Origin of the sequence: Enterobacter wuhouensis (genome assembly GCF_004331265.1) — a bacterium.
GTDB lineage: Bacteria > Pseudomonadota > Gammaproteobacteria > Enterobacterales > Enterobacteriaceae > Enterobacter > Enterobacter wuhouensis.
Genome location: NZ_SJOO01000014.1, coordinates 35303 through 51015, shown reverse-complemented (window position 1 = coordinate 51015; position 15713 = coordinate 35303). Strand labels below are relative to the sequence as shown.

Genomic DNA, 15713 nt, shown 5'->3' with positions numbered 1-15713 from the left:
GGTCATGACAGACACAACTACTGCGCCGCGCTATGTGCTGCGCGGTCTCCAGCTGATTGGCTGGCGAGATATGCAACACGCGCTGGATTTTCTGTTCGCGGACGGGCAGATGAAATCGGGCACGCTGGTGGCTATTAACGCGGAAAAAATGCTGGCGGTAGAAGACAATGCTGAAGTCAAAAGCCTGATAGAGGCCGCTGAGTTTAAATATGCTGACGGTATTAGCGTGGTGCGCTCTATCCGTAAAAAGTTTCCCGGTGCTAATGTTTCACGCGTGGCGGGGGCCGATCTCTGGGAGCAGCTTATGGCCCGCGCGGGCACTGAAGGCACGCCGGTATTCCTGATTGGCGGTAAGCCAGAGGTACTGGCGCAGACCGAACAAAAGCTGCGCCGTCAGTGGAATGTTAACATTGTGGGCAGCCAGGACGGTTACTTCAAACCTGAAGATCGTCAGGCGCTGTTTGAACGCGTCCGCGACAGCGGGGCGAAAATCGTTACCGTGGCGATGGGGTCGCCGCGTCAGGAGATCCTGATGCGAGATTGCCGTCTGGTCTGCCCGGATGCGCTCTATATGGGCGTTGGCGGCACCTATGACGTGTTCACCGGCCACGTTAAGCGCGCGCCAAAGTTTTGGCAAAAATTGGGCCTGGAGTGGCTCTATCGCCTGTTATCACAACCGACGCGTATCAAACGTCAGATCCGTCTGCTCCGCTACCTCGCCTGGCACTACACCGGAAAAATGTAATCAAAATGTAGCGCGATATGCTGTTCGCGCTGCAACTCCCCCGCAAAACTGCTGCCTTTATGTCCAATGCATTCATTTTTTTAATGCATCGTTTGCCATTTGGCCGAATTTGAGAAACCATTCGCTCCGTATTTCAGTACCCCTAAAAAACAAAAATCGGCCCAAGCCGGAAAACAGCAAACACAACCGAGGATTTATGGCAGAGAAAAAACCGGAGCTACAGCGTGGGCTGGAAGCTCGACATATTGAATTGATAGCGCTGGGCGGCACTATCGGCGTTGGCCTGTTCATGGGCTCCGCAAGCACGCTCAAATGGGCTGGCCCTTCCGTCCTGCTGGCGTACATCATCGCCGGGCTGTTCGTTTTCTTCATCATGCGTTCGATGGGCGAAATGCTGTTTATGGAGCCGGTGACCGGTTCTTTCGCCGTTTACGCGCACCGTTATATGAGTCCGTTTTTTGGCTATCTCACGGCCTGGTCGTACTGGTTTATGTGGATGGCGGTAGGCATCTCGGAAATCACCGCGATAGGGGTCTACGTGCAGTTCTGGTTCCCGGACATGGTCCAGTGGATACCTGCGCTTATCGCCGTGGGGCTGGTGGCGCTGGCGAATCTGGCGGCGGTGCGCCTCTACGGTGAGATTGAGTTCTGGTTCGCGATGATCAAAGTCACCACGATTATCGTGATGATTGTGGTCGGCCTGGGCGTGATCTTCTTCGGCTTTGGCAACGGCGGGCACTCCATTGGATTCGGCAACCTCACCGAGCACGGCGGCTTCTTCGCGGGCGGCTGGAAAGGCTTCCTGACGGCGCTGTGTATCGTGGTGGCGTCCTACCAGGGCGTCGAGCTCATTGGCATTACGGCGGGCGAGGCCAAGAACCCGCAGGTCACGCTGCGTAGCGCGGTAGGGAAAGTGCTGTGGCGTATCCTGATTTTCTACGTGGGTGCGATCTTCGTTATCGTGACTATCTTCCCGTGGAATGAAATCGGCACGACCGGTAGCCCCTTCGTCCTGACCTTTGCGAAGATTGGCATCACGGCTGCAGCGGGCATCATCAACTTTGTGGTGCTGACGGCGGCGCTATCCGGCTGTAACAGCGGCATGTACAGCTGCGGGCGTATGCTCTTTGCGCTCGCCAAAAACAACCAGTTGCCGGCGGCGATGAGTAAAGTCTCACGTGCGGGCGTACCGGTTGCCGGCGTGGCGGTATCCATTGCGATTCTGCTCATTGGCTCTTGCCTGAACTACATCATCCCGAACCCGCAGCAGGTCTTTGTTTACGTCTATAGCGCCAGCGTGCTGCCGGGAATGGTGCCGTGGTTTGTGATCCTGATAAGCCAGCTGCGTTTTCGTCAGGCGCACAAGCAGGCGATTGCCAGCCATCCGTTCCGCTCGATTTTGTTCCCCTACGCGAACTATGCGACGATGGTGTTCCTGATTTGCGTATTAATCGGTATGTACTTTAATGAAGATACCCGCATGTCGCTGTTTGTCGGGGCGATCTTCCTGGCCGCCGTCACGGCTGCCTATAAGTTATTTGGCCTGGGTCGCCGTTCCACCACGTAGAAAGTGGAGGATTAAGCGGCAAAATGTGCAAACCATAACCAAACGCGCATATTTTTCAAAAAAGCACTAGACAGCGGGGACGGAGGTACGTAATATCCAGCCCCGCAACGGCGCTAAGCGCCCGTAGCTCAGCTGGATAGAGCGCTGCCCTCCGGAGGCAGAGGTCTCAGGTTCGAATCCTGTCGGGCGCACCATTTACCCGGTGCTGGAGCTGCGGTGGTCTGAGAAGTAGTCAGTACCGCGTGAGTTAAGAATACAGTGGTGGCTATAGCTCAGTTGGTAGAGCCCTGGATTGTGATTCCAGTTGTCGTGGGTTCGAATCCCATTAGCCACCCCATTATTTGAAAGAGTTGTGAATTGCGAAGGTGGCGGAATTGGTAGACGCGCTAGCTTCAGGTGTTAGTGTCCTTTGGATGTGGGGGTTCGAGTCCCCCCCCTCGCACCACGACTTTTTAAATGAATTGAACTAAAAATTCAAAAAAAGCAGTACATCGGCGAGTAGCGCAGCTTGGTAGCGCAACTGGTTTGGGACCAGTGGGTCGGAGGTTCGAATCCTCTCTCGCCGACCAATTTTGAACCCCGCTTCGGCGGGGTTTTTTGTTTTCTGCCTTTCACTCTGCCTGTCGTCATTCCCCAACAAACAGTACTCCCTCCTGTCGCGATTTAACGACATTTAAATCATTGAAAAATAATAATATCGTGTGTTTCTGATATTGCTGTCTCTTAATGACGACACTTCAGGATAATAAACAGTCGTTTCCACGGGGTCAGGCGGAGCTTAGCAGCAGAATTTCCTTTTATCTTAAAATGTTGCGTAATGTAAAAGTTCTGCGTGATACATTGGCACGTAACGTGCAATAATATACCTGTAGATGCTCATTCCATCTCTTATGTTCGCCTTAGCGCCTCATAAACTCAGGAATGACGCAGAGCCGTTTACGGTGCTTATCGTCCACTGACAGATGTCGCTTCGGCCTCATCAAACACCATGGACACAACGTTGAGTGAAGCACCAAATATGTTGTCATACAGACCTGTTTAACGCCTGCTTTTATAGCAGGCGTTTTTTTATGCCTTATTCCGCATAGCAGTATAATACTACCGCAACCAGAAGCAGTGCGCCTGTCGATATAGCATACAGCGCATGTATCGCCCCATATTCAGCCGCCGTCATCGCGGCAATGCCGGTAAAGAGCGAAGCACTGAGTGTCTGCCATCGCCAGGCTTTACCGCTGGCAGCTGAAATCTGTACGGCTTGAAAGCTACTGAGTACGCCGAACGTACCCGCCGCAAAAACAATATTCGACGCCAGATGTGCGACGAAGATCGCCGCCAGCGCGCATGCCACCCATCCGGAAAAAAATGGAAGTGTTCCGTAAGCCGCTAAAAAAACGGCAAGGCAGATCAGCAACCTTGGGGTGTGTGCCGCAAACCGCGTCAGGCTGTCTCTTTTTAGCAGAAGAGGGCCGCAAAGCTGTCCCATACTCCTGGCGAAAAGCAGAGGTAGCGCAAGACCTGCCGCGTCCTCTGGCTGGATCTGCTGCGCCAGCGCCGGCAGCAGTGCCATTGCCGGTGAACCGACCGCGGCCAGCGCGGGAAGGAGCAGCAGGCTGCGTTTTTGCCGGAGAGTCAGCGTCTGCCAGCTTAGAGAAACGGTGGAATTCTCTTTGGCGGGTACCGATGTTATGCGTGTTTCAAAGAACCGCCCGGCCAGAAATAGCATCAACAACGACCCGAGGAAGCTGGCGGCATCAATTGCCAGCAGGTCCCATACCGGAATTCTGTGAAAGAGCAGCACGCCCAGCCCCGTTCCTAACAGAATCTGAGAAGCGAAAATCACGTTCTCCAGACAGGCAGCGGCAGGTAATTCTGATTCACTGAGTCCGCGCTTGAAGAGCAGCGCAAGCGCAGGCCAGCTCATTCCACTTAGCAACGCTTCAGTGGACTGCACGGCAAGCAACGCAGGAATGCTGTGATAATGAACGCCGAGCAGCGGAAAGAGCAGGGCGAGTAAGCCCAACAGCTCGGTGAACATTAGCAGAGACAGGGGGGAAAACCGTTGGCACAGCTTTTCAGCGAGCATACTTCCGATAAACCCGGGTAGCGTGGCAAACAGGAAGGCGAGCGTTAACAGCGCCGTTGGTGCAGCCCACTGCAGCAGTAAACCAAAGACAACCACCTGGGTTAAGCCGTTTCCCAGCGACGAAAAAATAAAGGCGCAGCTCATCAGGCGCAGCCAGCCGTGAGCGCGGAGCGCCTCGATAAGCGTATACAAAAGGGAGTTCATGACGATTTCCTTTCAAAAACGATATAGTCCACGCGCAATTTGCACGTGTATAAATAAAGGTTAATGAAAAGAGATCGTTACATTGGCGGGTTCGTATCCTGATTGAGATGTAAAGAATGTAGCAGGAGAGCCGCAATAAAAAAAGGAGGCCGCCTGGCCTCCTTTTTAGTTACGGCTGAGTGCCGTTATTCTGCAACGTCAGCATAAGTCCATCGCGCCGCATGGCGGCAGCTTCTTCCGGCTTATGCTGCTTGTCCAGCGCATCGGCCAGCCAGGCGTAGTCAAAGGCATCCGGGCGCTGCTTCAGCGCCGCGCGGAAGGCCAGGCTCGCTTCCTGCCACTCGCCGTGCTTCATCAGCGACTGACCGAGCGTGCTCCACAGCAGCGGGCGATCGCCAACGGTTTTGATCTGCTGGCGCAGCACTTTCTCGATTTGCTCCGGATTATTGGTTTTCAGACGCGGGATCACCATGACCAGACGATCGTCGTACTGACGTTTCAGGCCGTCGAGAAGGATCTCCTGCGCGGTGTCATGATCGTCACATTCAATCAGATGTTCCGCCATTGCCACCTGCAGTGGAACCTGCTGACGCGTTTTACGGCTTTGATTCTTCCACCAGGTTTTCAGCCCATCGCTGCCCAGATCGGCACGGGCCTGATCCATCAGCCCAATCCATGCGAGGCGCTGAAGTTCATCACGATGCTCGTCATCGCCCACGTCGGCTTTCGCCATGGAAGGAATGATGTCCAACAGCGAGCCCCATGCGCCGGTGCGAATATAGGCCTGCTCGGCAAGCCGCAGCACCTCAGGGTGACGGGGGGTAATTTCCAGCAGGCGATCGATGCCGTGACGCGCCGCGTGGTTTTCGTTACGCGCCAGCTGTAAGCGAACGCGGGTGATTTCGACCGGAATCGGATCTTTGGAAGACAGCTCAGACGCACGCTCAAGATGCTGATTGGCACGGGCTTCATCACCACGCTGCTGCGCGGCTTCAGCGGCCAGCAGGTAGTTCACCACCGGCTGCTCGGCGTGGTCGGCATTCTTCGACATCAGCTTTTCAACCTGCTGATAATCACCTTCGGCCAGCTTGAGCAGCGCCTGCTCGGTTTGCTTACGGGCGCGTCGGCGCTTACGGCCAACGAACCAGCCGCGGGTATGCGCTCCGGTACGGAAGATGCGGCGCAGGATCCATTCGACAGCAAACAGGACCACGACCCCGAGGATCAGGATAATCACCAGCCCCGTCACGCTTGTCTCGATATTGTAGTTATCCGTCTGGATCAGCACATAGCCCTGGTGCCCCGCAAGCATGGGCCCCAGCACGATCCCGGCGATCAGCAGGATAAAGAGGAAGAGAACTTTAAGCATCGTTACTCTCCTTGTGGTGCGCTTTCAGGTGCTGGCGTAGCGGCAGGCGCTTCGGCAGCGGGCTGCGCCGCAACGCCTGGCTGTGCCAGCAGGTTACGCACGCGCGTCTGCATCAGCTTCTCGAGGATCGGCTGGCTTTCCAGCTTATCCGGCACGTTCATGGTGATGTTCTGCTGACTCAGCTTATCGATATCGTCGAGGAACGCGGTGGTCGTCGCATCATCGGTATTGTAGTAAGCGCGTACCCATGTTGAGACGTTATCCAGCGCCTGCTTGTAAGTCTCTTCCTGATGGCGCGGTACGGCCTGTGCCGCAACCAGCAGGCGAGAGCGAATATTTTCACGCAGGTAGATATCCTGATTCGGCGCCAACAGCGGTACGGCTGTTTCATCGCGGCGGCGGATGGTAATAAAGCTGTCCATAAAGTTCTGCCAGCTTTTTTGCAGGTTCACGCGCCATTCGCTCAGGGAACTGGACAGCTCGGTGCCGTCGGAATCCATCGGGGAGTCGTCGTCGTTATTATCCGCCAGCTGCAGGTTATCAATCTGATTTGAGAGCTGATTAACCTTGAGAATGATGCCGTCGTAATCCACCTGCGACACCGCAGACAGGCTGGCGATATCTTCGGTAATGGCGCGGCGCGCGGTAATCAGGCTTGGGTCATTCATGTCAGCCAGGCTTGCGTCAGCGCTTTTCAGCAGCGCGGCGGCGGTGGTGACGTCCTGATCGCTCCACAGCTTACGTCCGGCCAGCTTCACCAGAAAATCGGCCTGTGAGAGCAGCCAGGTTTTGGCATCGGTCCCGGAAATGGTGGCGACTTTTTCCTGCACTTCGCCCAGCTGTTTGGTCAGCTCTTCCTGCTTGCTGTTGGCGGCTGCGAGCGCGGCAGCCTGCTGTTTGATCACGCCTTCCAGCTCGGTCTTCTGCGTCTCCTGCGCTTTTTGCAGGGCGGTGACCTGGTTCACCAGCGCGTCGCTGGTTGCCGTCTGGTTGGTGCCTTGTTTCTTCACCAGTCCGTAAAGACCCACGCCTGCGGCGAGGGCAATCGCGATGGCAACAACGCTCAGCGTCAGGCTGGTTTTGTTGCTGCCGTTTTTCTTCTCAGCGGCCTTTTCAGTCGTCTCTGGCTGTGGCGTAACTTCCACAGTCTCCCTGGTCTCTTCAACCACGGCGGAGGATTTGTCTTGTTCCGTCATTATGGCTTCCCGTTATGAGAGTTATTGTAATGCGCGCAGGAGCGCATCGTTGTCGGCGTTATCAGCGATCCGAATATCTTGCCAGCCCAGTTCCCGGGCGTGGTTCGCCAGACGCTCACTGACGACCAGAAGCCGACAGCGGAGTAACCAGTTTTCACGATACCATTGCGGAATGAGCGCCCAAAGCTGCTGCAGCATCTCGCCGCTGGTGACCACCAGGGTATTGATGCCGCGCATGTGCCAGCGCATCGCCTCTTCCGCACCGTCATAATGTTTTGCACAGCGCTGATAGCATTCGCAGAACGTGACGTCGGCGCCGCGCTCGCGCAGGGTTTCGCCCAACAGTTCACGCCCACCGTTACCGCGTAAAATCAGCGCGCGTTTTCCGGCAATAGTTTGTAATTCAGGTAATTGTAGCAAGACTTCGCTGATTTCCCGATCTAACGGATAGCGAACGTCTGTTCCACTAACGGTATGCAGAGCCAGCGCGGTAGTGCGACCAATGGCGAAATAGCGGGGTGAGGATGGCCAATGGCGTCCTTCCTGCTGCAGCTGCGCATGGGCAAATTCCACGGCGTGCTGCGATAGCGCAAACAGGAGGTCGCCTTCCTGCAGGGTATTCATCTGGTCGGTGAGCAAAGAGAGCTCCCGACCGGGGGAGAATTCAATCAACGGAAAACTCCAGGCCACCTGCCCCAGTGCGCGCAGACGGCTCACTAATTGCTCTCCTGCGGGAGAAGGGCGGGTGACAAGAATACTCATGCAGGGGGTTCTCCGTTATAAACCTCGGCCAAAATTTCACGCGCGCCGTTATTCAGCAGCTCTTCCGCCAGCGATACGCCAAGCGCTTCGGCATCCTGCGGCTGGCCGCGACGTTCGCCGCGTACCATCTGCGAACCGTCCGGCGCGCCAACCAGCGCGCGCAGCCACAGTTCACCGTCTGTTAATTCAGCATAGCTGCCAATTGGCACCTGACATCCCCCCTCAAGGCGGGTATTCATGGCGCGTTCGGCTTTTACGCGGATAGACGTCTCGTCGTGATTGAGCGGCGCAAGCAGTTCGCGGGTTTTCGCATCGTCCAGGCGACACTCAATCCCCACCGCACCCTGGCCCACGGCCGGGAGCGAAAGCTCGGGCGGCAGCGCGACGCGAATGCGAGACTCCAGCCCCAGGCGCTTAAGGCCTGCGACGGCGAGAATAATGGCATCGTAATCGCCGTTATCCAACTTGCCCAGCCGCGTGCCGACGTTACCGCGCAGCGACCGGATCACGAGGTCCGGGCGGCGCTCAGCCAGCTGACACTGGCGGCGTAAACTTGATGTGCCAACCACGCTGCCCTGAGGCAAGGCATCGAGAGAATCATAGTGATTGGAGACAAACGCATCGCGCGGATCGTCCCGCTCGCAGATGGTCACCAGCCCCAGCCCTTCCGGAAACTCTACCGGCACGTCTTTCATCGAATGCACGGCGATATCGGCGCGGTTCTCAAGCAGTGCCGTTTCCAGCTCTTTGACAAACAAGCCTTTACCGCCGACTTTCGCCAGCGGTGTATCAAGAATCACATCGCCACGCGTGACCATCGGCACCAACTCGACGCGCAATCCGGAATGGCAGGCCTCAAGGCGCTGCTTAACATAATGTGCCTGCCAGAGCGCAAGGGGGCTTTGGCGTGTGGCAATTCTCAAAACATTGTCTAACATGCTTGTTACCGTCATTATCAATCACTAACCATCCTAACATTGTTGACTCTAGGATGGCAGTTTTACGGTTGATGAAGATAAAGAGGGACAAGGCGGCGTACGCGTCGACCGCAGCCGTATTCAGGAATTTACACGTTCAGATCGGTGCTACACTTGTATGTAGCGCATCTTTCTTTACGGTCAATCGGCAAGGTGTTAAATTGATCACGTTTTAGACCATTTTTTCGTCGCTACCACCATAAAGATAAGGGCGAAAAAGGGTAACGGTTATCTTTTTGAAATACTGCGGGCTCGCCATTATTCGATTGTGGAATAACGTGCAACACCCGGAAACATCAGGCGATACGTCTTGTACCTCTATATTGAGACTCTGAAACAGAGACTGGATGCCATAAACCAACTGCGTGTCGATCGCGCGCTTGCTGCCATGGGCCCTGCTTTCCAGCAGGTGTACAGTCTTCTGCCGACATTATTGCACTATCACCATCCGCTGATGCCGGGTTACCTCGATGGTAACGTTCCCAAGGGCATTTGCCTCTTCACGCCTGATGAAACCCAACAGCATTATCTGAACGAGCTGGAACTCTATCGCGGCATGCCGCCTCAGGATTCCCCAAAAGGTGAACTGCCGATAACGGGCGTTTACTCCATGGGAAGTACCTCATCGGTAGGGCAAAGCTGTTCTTCTGACCTGGATATCTGGGTCTGTCATCAATCCTGGCTCGACAATGAAGAGCGCCAGCTGCTGCAGCGTAAATGCAGCCTGCTGGAGAGCTGGGCGGCGTCGCTCGGCGTGGAAGTGAGCTTCTTCCTGATTGATGAAAACCGTTTCCGCCATAACGAAAGCGGCAGTCTCGGTGGTGAAGACTGCGGCTCGACCCAGCACATGCTGCTGCTGGACGAATTCTACCGTAGCGCCGTACGCCTGGCCGGTAAGCGTATTCTGTGGAATATGGTGCCGTGCAATGAAGAAGAGCATTACGACGATTACGTCATGTCGCTGTACTCGCAGGGCGTACTGACGCCGAATGAATGGCTGGATCTGGGCGGCCTCAGTTCCCTGTCCGCCGAAGAGTACTTTGGCGCAAGCCTCTGGCAGCTCTATAAGAGCATCGATTCACCGTATAAAGCGGTGCTGAAAACGCTGCTGCTCGAAGCTTACTCCTGGGAATATCCCGCGCCGCGCCTGCTGGCGAAAGACATCAAGCAGCGCCTGCACGACGGTGAGATTGTCTCCTACGGGCTTGATGCCTACTGCATGATGCTCGAACGCGTCACCGAATACCTGAAAGCCATTGATGACACCACGCGTCTTGACCTGGTGCGTCGATGTTTCTATCTCAAAGTCTGTGAAAAACTCAGCCGCGAACGCGCGTGCGTTGGCTGGCGTCGTGAAGTGGTTAGTCAGTTAGTCAAAGAGTGGGGATGGGACGAAGAGCGTCTGTCCATGCTCGACAACCGCGCCAACTGGAAAATCGATCAGGTGCGTGAAGCGCACAACGAACTGCTCGATGCGATGATGCAAAGCTACCGTAACCTGATCCGCTTTGCGCGCCGTAACAACCTCAGCGTTTCCGCCAGCCCACAGGATATCGGCGTCTTGACCCGTAAACTGTACGCCGCGTTTGAAGCGCTGCCGGGTAAAGTGACCCTGGTTAACCCGCAGATTTCGCCGGACCTGTCAGAACCGAACCTCACCTTTATCTTTGTGCCGCCGGGCCGCGCAAACCGCACCGGGTGGTATCTCTACAACCGTGCGCCAAGCATGGACTCGATCATCAGCCATCAGCCGCTGGAGTATAACCGCTACCTGAACAAACTGGTGGCCTGGGCCTGGTTCAACGGCCTGTTGACCTCGCGCACGCGCCTGTTTATCAAAGGCAACGAGGTGGTTGATCTCGCTAAGCTGCAGGAGATGGTCGCAGATGTCTCGCACCACTTCCCGCTGCGTCTGCCTGCGCCAACGCCAAAAGCGCTCTACAGCCCGTGCGAAATTCGCCATCTGGCGATTATCGTCAATCTGGAATACGACCCGACGGCGGCCTTCCGCAATCAGGTGGTCCACTTTGACTTCCGCAAGCTGGACGTCTTCAGCTTTGGCGAGCAGCAAAACTGCCTGGTGGGCAGCGTAGATCTGCTGTACCGAAACTCGTGGAACGAGGTGCGTACCCTGCACTTCAACGGCGAGCAGGCGATGATCGAAGCGCTGAAAACCATTCTCGGCAAGATGCACCAGGACGCCGCGCCGCCGGATAGCGTCGAAGTGTTCTGCTACAGCCAGCACCTGCGCGGTTTAATTCGTACCCGCGTGCAGCAGCTGGTTTCTGAGTGTATCGAACTACGCCTCTCCAGCACCCGTCAGGAAACCGGACGCTTCAAAGCGCTGCGCGTCTCCGGCCAGACCTGGGGCCTGTTCTTCGAGCGCCTGAACGTGTCGGTACAGAAACTGGAAAACGCCATCGAGTTCTACGGCGCGATTTCGCACAACAAGCTGCACGGCCTGTCGGTGCAGGTGGAAACCAACCACGTCAAGCTGCCGCAGGTGGTGGACGGATTCGCCAGCGAAGGGATTATTCAGTTCTTCTTTGAAGAGTCGGGTGATGATGCCGGGTTTAACATCTACATTCTGGACGAGACCAACCGTGCCGAAGTGTATCACCACTGCGAAGGCAGCAAAGAGGAGCTAGTGCGTGACGTCAGCCGCTTCTATTCGTCGTCGCATGACCGCTTTACCTACGGCTCAAGCTTTATCAACTTTAACCTGCCGCAGTTCTATCAGATCGTGAACGTCGACGGTCGCGCACAGGTGATCCCGTTCCGTAATCAGGCCGTTGCGCCTGCCGTGCCTGCCAGCCAGGATACCGCGCCGCTGTTGCAGCAGTATTTCTCCTGAGGTGTTTCGCCGGGTGGCGCTGACGCTTACCCGGCCTACGGTTCGAGCTGTTGTAGGCCCGGTAAGGCGTAGCCGCCACCGGGCAACAAAACTACCTGAAACTCACAGCCTCACCCGCCTGCGCCGTCGCCGCCTGCTCCAGCAGATCCCAGAACGTTTCGCCGCTGCGGTCGCATACCCACTCGTCACCCTTCATATCGAAGTGATAGCCGCCCTGTTTGGCCGCCAGCCACACCTGGTGAAGGGGCTCCTGGCGGTTAATAATGATTTTGCTGCCGTTCTCAAAGCTTAACGTCAGGATGCCGCCGTTGATTTCACAATCGATATCGCTGTCGCCGTCCCAGTCGTCCAGACGCTCTTCGATGGTCATCCACAGGGTGTCGGCAAGGCGATGGAATTCACTGTCGTTCATGGTTTTGTTCCTGTTTTTCGTGATGGCGGCAGTATAACGCTAAATAATTCCCGTTGCAGGAAAGCGGCAAACTCTTGCTTTTGTGTCTTCTCCTGCGATGATAGAAACAGATTTGAACTTACGGGCAACTTTATAATGAAAAACGTCTTTGGAACGCTGGCCGTTCTCATCACGCTGTTTAGCCTGACCGGCTGTGGGCTGAAAGGGCCGCTGTACTTCCCGCCTGCGGATAAAACCGCACCGCCGCCAACGAAGCCTGTGCAAAGCGGCATTGAGTCAACCACGCCAGATACCAACGATCGTGGCAATGATGGTGGCCCGACTCAGGTTAATCTCTGACAGATTACGTTCTGTACCCGCGCAATGGAGCGAATGATGCAGTTCTCTAAAATGCATGGCCTTGGCAACGATTTTATGGTCGTCGACGCGGTAACGCAGAATGTCTTTTTCTCCCCGGAGCTGATCCGCCGCCTGGCAGATCGGCATCTGGGCGTCGGGTTCGATCAGCTGCTGGTGGTTGAGCCGCCGTACGATCCCGATCTCGATTTCCACTACCGCATCTTTAACGCCGACGGTAGCGAAGTTAACCAGTGCGGCAACGGCGCGCGCTGTTTTGCCCGCTTTGTCCGCCTGAAAGGGCTGACCAACAAACGCGATATCCGCGTCAGTACTGCGAACGGCCGTATGGTGCTCAGCGTCACCGACGACGAGCTGGTACGCGTGAACATGGGCGAGCCAAACTTCGAGCCTTCCGCCGTGCCGTTCCGCGCAAACAAAGCGGAAAAGACCTATATTATGCGTGCGGCCGAGCAGACAGTATTGTGCGGCGTCGTCTCGATGGGCAACCCGCACTGCGTGATTCAGGTTGATGATGTGGTAACCGCTGCGGTCGAAAGCCTCGGCCCGGTGCTGGAAAGCCACGAGCGCTTTCCTGAGCGGGCGAACATCGGCTTTATGCAGGTGGTGAAGCGCGAGCATATTCGCCTGCGGGTTTACGAGCGCGGCGCGGGCGAAACCCAGGCCTGCGGCAGCGGTGCCTGTGCAGCCGTTGCGGTAGGCATCTCCCAGGGATTACTGGCAGAAGAGGTTCGCGTGGAGTTACCGGGCGGTCGGCTTGATATCGCCTGGAAAGGACCGGGTCATCCACTGTATATGACGGGCCCGGCGGCACATGTCTATGACGGGTTTATCCATCTATGAAACAACCAGGGGAAGAACTGCAGGAAACAGTGACGGAGCTGGACGACAGCGCTGTTGTTGATTATCTGCTGAACAATCCTGAGTTTTTTATTCGCAATGCACGCGTCGTCGAAGCGATGCGCGTGCCGCATCCGGTTCGCGGGACCGTGTCGCTGGTTGAATGGCACATGGCGCGCTCCCGCAACCACATCAATCAGCTCGAAGAGAATATGACGCTGCTGATGGAGCAGGCCAGCAATAACGAAAGCCTGTTCTATCGGCTGCTGAATTTGCAGGCACGCCTGGCCTCCGCGCATAGCCTTGAAGAGTTTCTCAGCCGCTTCCACCGCTGGGCGCGCGAGCTTGGTCTGGCGGGCGCGACGATTCGCCTCTTCCCGGACCGCTGGCGCATTGGCGCGCCGTCTGGTTTCACCCATCTGGCGCTCAGCCGCCAGGCATTTGAGCCGCTGCGCATTCAGCGTCTGGGCCATGAGCATCACTATCTGGGGCCGCTGAACGGGCCTGAGCTGCTGGTGGTACTGCCGGAAGCCAAAGCGATTGGCTCGGTAGCGATGTCGCTGATGGGGCGCGACGGCGATCTGGGCGTCATGTTATTCACCAGCCGCGACGCGCATCACTATGAGCAGGGGCAAGCCACGCACCTGCTGCAGGAGATTGCCCTGATGCTGCCCGAGCTGCTGGAGCGCTGGATTGAGCGCGTATGACGGACGCCCTGCTCGCCGCTGACGTTGCGCGCTTTCTGCGCTATCTGGGCGTGGAGCGTCAGCTTAGCCCCATTACGCTGCTCAACTACCGGCGCCAGCTCGATGCCATCATGCAGATTGCCGATGAGATCGGCCTGAAAACCTGGCAGCAGTGCGATGCCGCCACGGTTCGCGGGTTCGTCGTGCGCAGCCGTAAAAAAAACCTTAGCCCGGCAAGCCTTGCGCTCAGGCTGTCTGCGCTGCGCAGTTTCTTCGACTGGCTGGTGAGCCAGGGCGGATTAAAAGCCAATCCGGCGAAAGGCATCGCCACGCCAAAAGCCCCGCGCCATCTGCCGAAAAATATCGACGTCGACGACGTAAACCGCCTGCTGGATATCGACCTTAACGACCCGCTGGCCGTGCGCGACCGCGCGATGCTGGAGGTGATGTACGGTGCGGGCCTGCGTCTTTCCGAGCTGGTGAATCTCAATATCAAACATCTCGATCTCGAATCCGGTGAGGTGTGGGTGATGGGTAAAGGCAGCAAAGAGCGCCGTCTGCCGATTGGCCGCAACGCGGTCTCCTGGATTGAGCACTGGCTGGATCTGCGCGGGCTGTTTGGCGCAGAAGAAGATGCGCTATTTTTATCGAAGCTCGGCAAGCGGATCTCGGCGCGTAACGTGCAGAAGCGCTTTGCGGAGTGGGGCATTAAGCAGGGGCTGAACAGCCACGTTCACCCGCACAAGCTGCGCCACTCTTTTGCGACACACATGCTGGAATCAAGCGGCGATCTGCGCGGCGTGCAGGAACTCCTGGGCCACGCGAATCTGTCGACCACTCAAATCTATACCCACTTAGACTTCCAACACCTTGCCTCGGTGTATGACGCGGCGCATCCACGCGCCAAACGGGGGAAATAATGCGTTTTTACCGCCCACTCGGTCAGATCTCGGCCCTGACGTTTGACCTTGATGACACCCTTTATGACAACCGCGAGGTGATCCTGCGTACCGAGCAGGAGTCGCTGGCGTTTGTGCAGAACTACCATCCCGCGCTGAAAGCGATGCAGAACAAGGACTTTCAGCAGCTGCGTCAGTCCCTGCGTGAAACCGAGCCGGAGATTTACCACGACGTGACCGAATGGCGCCGCCGCGCGGTCGAGCAGGCGATGCTCAACGTTGGCCTGAGCGCGCGCGAGGCGGCTATTGGCGCGGAGGCGTCGATGGAGAACTTTGCCAAATGGCGCAGCCGTATCGACGTGCCGCAGGAGACTCACGACACGCTGGCGAAGCTCGCCGAAAAGTGGCCGCTGGTGGCCATCACCAACGGCAATGCCCAGCCTGAACTCTTTGGCCTCGGGGATTACTTTGAATTCGTGCTGCGCGCGGGCCCGCACGGGCGCTCGAAGCCGTTCAACGATATGTATCACCTGGCGGCGGAGAAGCTAAACCTGCCGCTCGGTGAGATCCTGCACGTCGGCGACGACCTCACTACGGACGTGGCCGGGGCAATCCGCTGCGGCATGCAGGCCTGCTGGATCAGGCCGGAAAACGCCGACCTGATGACCACGCTCGACAGCCGTCTTCTGCCGCACGTGGAAATTTCGCGGTTGGCATCCCTCACGACGCTGATATAATCACCAGTAATATTGTATAAATTAC

Annotated in this window: 14 protein-coding genes and 4 tRNA genes; 12 read left to right on the top strand and 6 right to left on the bottom strand. The window is 56.7% G+C overall.

Annotation, left to right across the window (positions count from 1 at the left end; translation table 11 throughout):
- Nucleotides 1-4 precede the first annotated feature (4 nt).
- The 6 genes from wecG to E0L20_RS21315 all read left to right on the top strand — a co-directional run bounded on the left by wecG (nt 5) and on the right by E0L20_RS21315 (nt 2881).
- The gene (wecG, locus tag E0L20_RS21345) at nt 5-745 is read left to right on the top strand and encodes a lipopolysaccharide N-acetylmannosaminouronosyltransferase (protein ID WP_131635699.1); all 741 of its coding nucleotides are present in this window, start codon (nt 5-7) and stop codon (nt 743-745) included.
- Nucleotides 746-941: 196 nt separating this feature from the next.
- Nucleotides 942-2312 carry a bifunctional threonine/serine APC transporter ThrP gene (thrP, locus tag E0L20_RS21340; protein WP_131635698.1) on the top strand — a complete coding sequence of 457 codons (1371 nt, stop codon included), beginning with the start codon at nt 942-944 and terminating at the stop codon, nt 2310-2312.
- 117 nt (nt 2313-2429) lie between these two features.
- Nucleotides 2430-2506: transfer RNA gene (locus E0L20_RS21330), tRNA-Arg, on the top strand.
- A 67-nt stretch (nt 2507-2573) separates the two neighbouring features.
- A tRNA-His gene (locus E0L20_RS21325) sits at nt 2574-2649 on the top strand.
- 22 nt (nt 2650-2671) lie between these two features.
- A tRNA-Leu gene (locus tag E0L20_RS21320) sits at nt 2672-2757 on the top strand.
- Between the two features lie 47 nt (nt 2758-2804).
- Nucleotides 2805-2881: transfer RNA gene (locus E0L20_RS21315), tRNA-Pro, on the top strand.
- Between the two features lie 506 nt (nt 2882-3387).
- Here E0L20_RS21315 and E0L20_RS21310 read toward each other — a convergent pair.
- From E0L20_RS21310 to hemC, 5 genes are all read right to left on the bottom strand, one after another.
- Nucleotides 3388-4599 carry an MFS transporter gene (locus tag E0L20_RS21310; RefSeq protein ID WP_131635697.1) on the bottom strand — a complete coding sequence of 404 codons (1212 nt, stop codon included), beginning with the start codon at nt 4597-4599 and terminating at the stop codon, nt 3388-3390.
- Between the two features lie 169 nt (nt 4600-4768).
- On the bottom strand, nt 4769-5968 hold the full coding sequence (gene hemY, locus E0L20_RS21305) for a protoheme IX biogenesis protein HemY (protein ID WP_131635696.1): 1200 nt from the start codon (nt 5966-5968) through the stop codon (nt 4769-4771).
- A 2-nt stretch (nt 5969-5970) separates the two neighbouring features.
- Nucleotides 5971-7164 (bottom strand): uroporphyrinogen-III C-methyltransferase, encoded by a 1194-nt coding sequence (gene hemX, locus E0L20_RS21300; RefSeq protein ID WP_131635695.1) that lies wholly within the window; start codon nt 7162-7164, stop codon nt 5971-5973.
- Between the two features lie 21 nt (nt 7165-7185).
- Nucleotides 7186-7926 carry a uroporphyrinogen-III synthase gene (gene hemD, locus E0L20_RS21295; protein WP_131635694.1) on the bottom strand — a complete coding sequence of 247 codons (741 nt, stop codon included), beginning with the start codon at nt 7924-7926 and terminating at the stop codon, nt 7186-7188.
- A complete protein-coding gene (gene hemC, locus E0L20_RS21290) occupies nt 7923-8864 on the bottom strand; it encodes a hydroxymethylbilane synthase (RefSeq protein ID WP_165500740.1) in 942 nt (313 codons plus the stop codon). Before hemC ends, hemD begins: the two co-directional genes overlap by 4 nt.
- Before the next feature lie 349 nt (nt 8865-9213).
- Here hemC and cyaA point away from each other — a divergent pair, with 349 nt between their 5' ends.
- Nucleotides 9214-11757, top strand: a complete 2544-nt coding sequence (gene cyaA, locus E0L20_RS21285) for a class I adenylate cyclase (protein WP_131635692.1) — start codon at nt 9214-9216, stop codon at nt 11755-11757.
- Between the two features lie 91 nt (nt 11758-11848).
- Here cyaA and cyaY read toward each other — a convergent pair whose 3' ends face one another.
- Complete coding sequence (gene cyaY / locus E0L20_RS21280; RefSeq protein ID WP_131635691.1) at nt 11849-12169, bottom strand: iron donor protein CyaY; 321 nt, start codon at nt 12167-12169, stop codon at nt 11849-11851.
- Between the two features lie 135 nt (nt 12170-12304).
- On the opposite strand from cyaY, the gene lptM reads away from it, so the two are divergent.
- Genes lptM through yigB form a run of 5 tightly spaced genes read left to right on the top strand, consistent with a single transcriptional unit; the run spans nt 12305 to nt 15688 of the window.
- A complete protein-coding gene (lptM, locus tag E0L20_RS21275) occupies nt 12305-12508 on the top strand; it encodes an LPS translocon maturation chaperone LptM (RefSeq protein ID WP_131635690.1) in 204 nt (67 codons plus the stop codon).
- Nucleotides 12509-12544: 36 nt separating this feature from the next.
- Entirely contained in the window at nt 12545-13369 is an 825-nt protein-coding gene (gene dapF / locus E0L20_RS21270) for a diaminopimelate epimerase (protein ID WP_131635719.1), read from the top strand.
- Nucleotides 13366-14073 carry a DUF484 domain-containing protein gene (locus E0L20_RS21265; RefSeq protein WP_131635689.1) on the top strand — a complete coding sequence of 236 codons (708 nt, stop codon included), beginning with the start codon at nt 13366-13368 and terminating at the stop codon, nt 14071-14073. Before dapF ends, E0L20_RS21265 begins: the two co-directional genes overlap by 4 nt.
- The gene (gene xerC / locus E0L20_RS21260) at nt 14070-14972 is read left to right on the top strand and encodes a tyrosine recombinase XerC (RefSeq protein WP_131635688.1); all 903 of its coding nucleotides are present in this window, start codon (nt 14070-14072) and stop codon (nt 14970-14972) included. The genes E0L20_RS21265 and xerC overlap by 4 nt, the downstream gene beginning before the upstream one ends.
- On the top strand, nt 14972-15688 hold the full coding sequence (yigB, locus tag E0L20_RS21255; protein WP_131635687.1) for a 5-amino-6-(5-phospho-D-ribitylamino)uracil phosphatase YigB: 717 nt from the start codon (nt 14972-14974) through the stop codon (nt 15686-15688). Before xerC ends, yigB begins: the two co-directional genes overlap by 1 nt.
- Nucleotides 15689-15713 lie beyond the last annotated feature (25 nt).

What these genes read in the sequence shown, in the direction of transcription:
- E0L20_RS21265 (WP_131635689.1), top strand. Translation starts at nt 13,366, where the DNA reads ATGAAACAACCAGGGGAAGAACTGCAGGAAACAGTGACGGAGCTGGAC.
- hemX (WP_131635695.1), bottom strand. Translation starts at nt 7,164, where the DNA reads ATGACGGAACAAGACAAATCCTCCGCCGTGGTTGAAGAGACCAGGGAG.
- hemC (WP_165500740.1), bottom strand. Translation starts at nt 8,864, where the DNA reads ATGTTAGACAATGTTTTGAGAATTGCCACACGCCAAAGCCCCCTTGCG.
- thrP (WP_131635698.1), top strand. Translation starts at nt 942, where the DNA reads ATGGCAGAGAAAAAACCGGAGCTACAGCGTGGGCTGGAAGCTCGACAT.
- dapF (WP_131635719.1), top strand. Translation starts at nt 12,545, where the DNA reads ATGCAGTTCTCTAAAATGCATGGCCTTGGCAACGATTTTATGGTCGTC.
- hemY (WP_131635696.1), bottom strand. Translation starts at nt 5,968, where the DNA reads ATGCTTAAAGTTCTCTTCCTCTTTATCCTGCTGATCGCCGGGATCGTG.
- E0L20_RS21310 (WP_131635697.1), bottom strand. Translation starts at nt 4,599, where the DNA reads ATGAACTCCCTTTTGTATACGCTTATCGAGGCGCTCCGCGCTCACGGC.
- xerC (WP_131635688.1), top strand. Translation starts at nt 14,070, where the DNA reads ATGACGGACGCCCTGCTCGCCGCTGACGTTGCGCGCTTTCTGCGCTAT.
- cyaY (WP_131635691.1), bottom strand. Translation starts at nt 12,169, where the DNA reads ATGAACGACAGTGAATTCCATCGCCTTGCCGACACCCTGTGGATGACC.
- lptM (WP_131635690.1), top strand. Translation starts at nt 12,305, where the DNA reads ATGAAAAACGTCTTTGGAACGCTGGCCGTTCTCATCACGCTGTTTAGC.
- yigB (WP_131635687.1), top strand. Translation starts at nt 14,972, where the DNA reads ATGCGTTTTTACCGCCCACTCGGTCAGATCTCGGCCCTGACGTTTGAC.
- wecG (WP_131635699.1), top strand. Translation starts at nt 5, where the DNA reads ATGACAGACACAACTACTGCGCCGCGCTATGTGCTGCGCGGTCTCCAG.
- hemD (WP_131635694.1), bottom strand. Translation starts at nt 7,926, where the DNA reads ATGAGTATTCTTGTCACCCGCCCTTCTCCCGCAGGAGAGCAATTAGTG.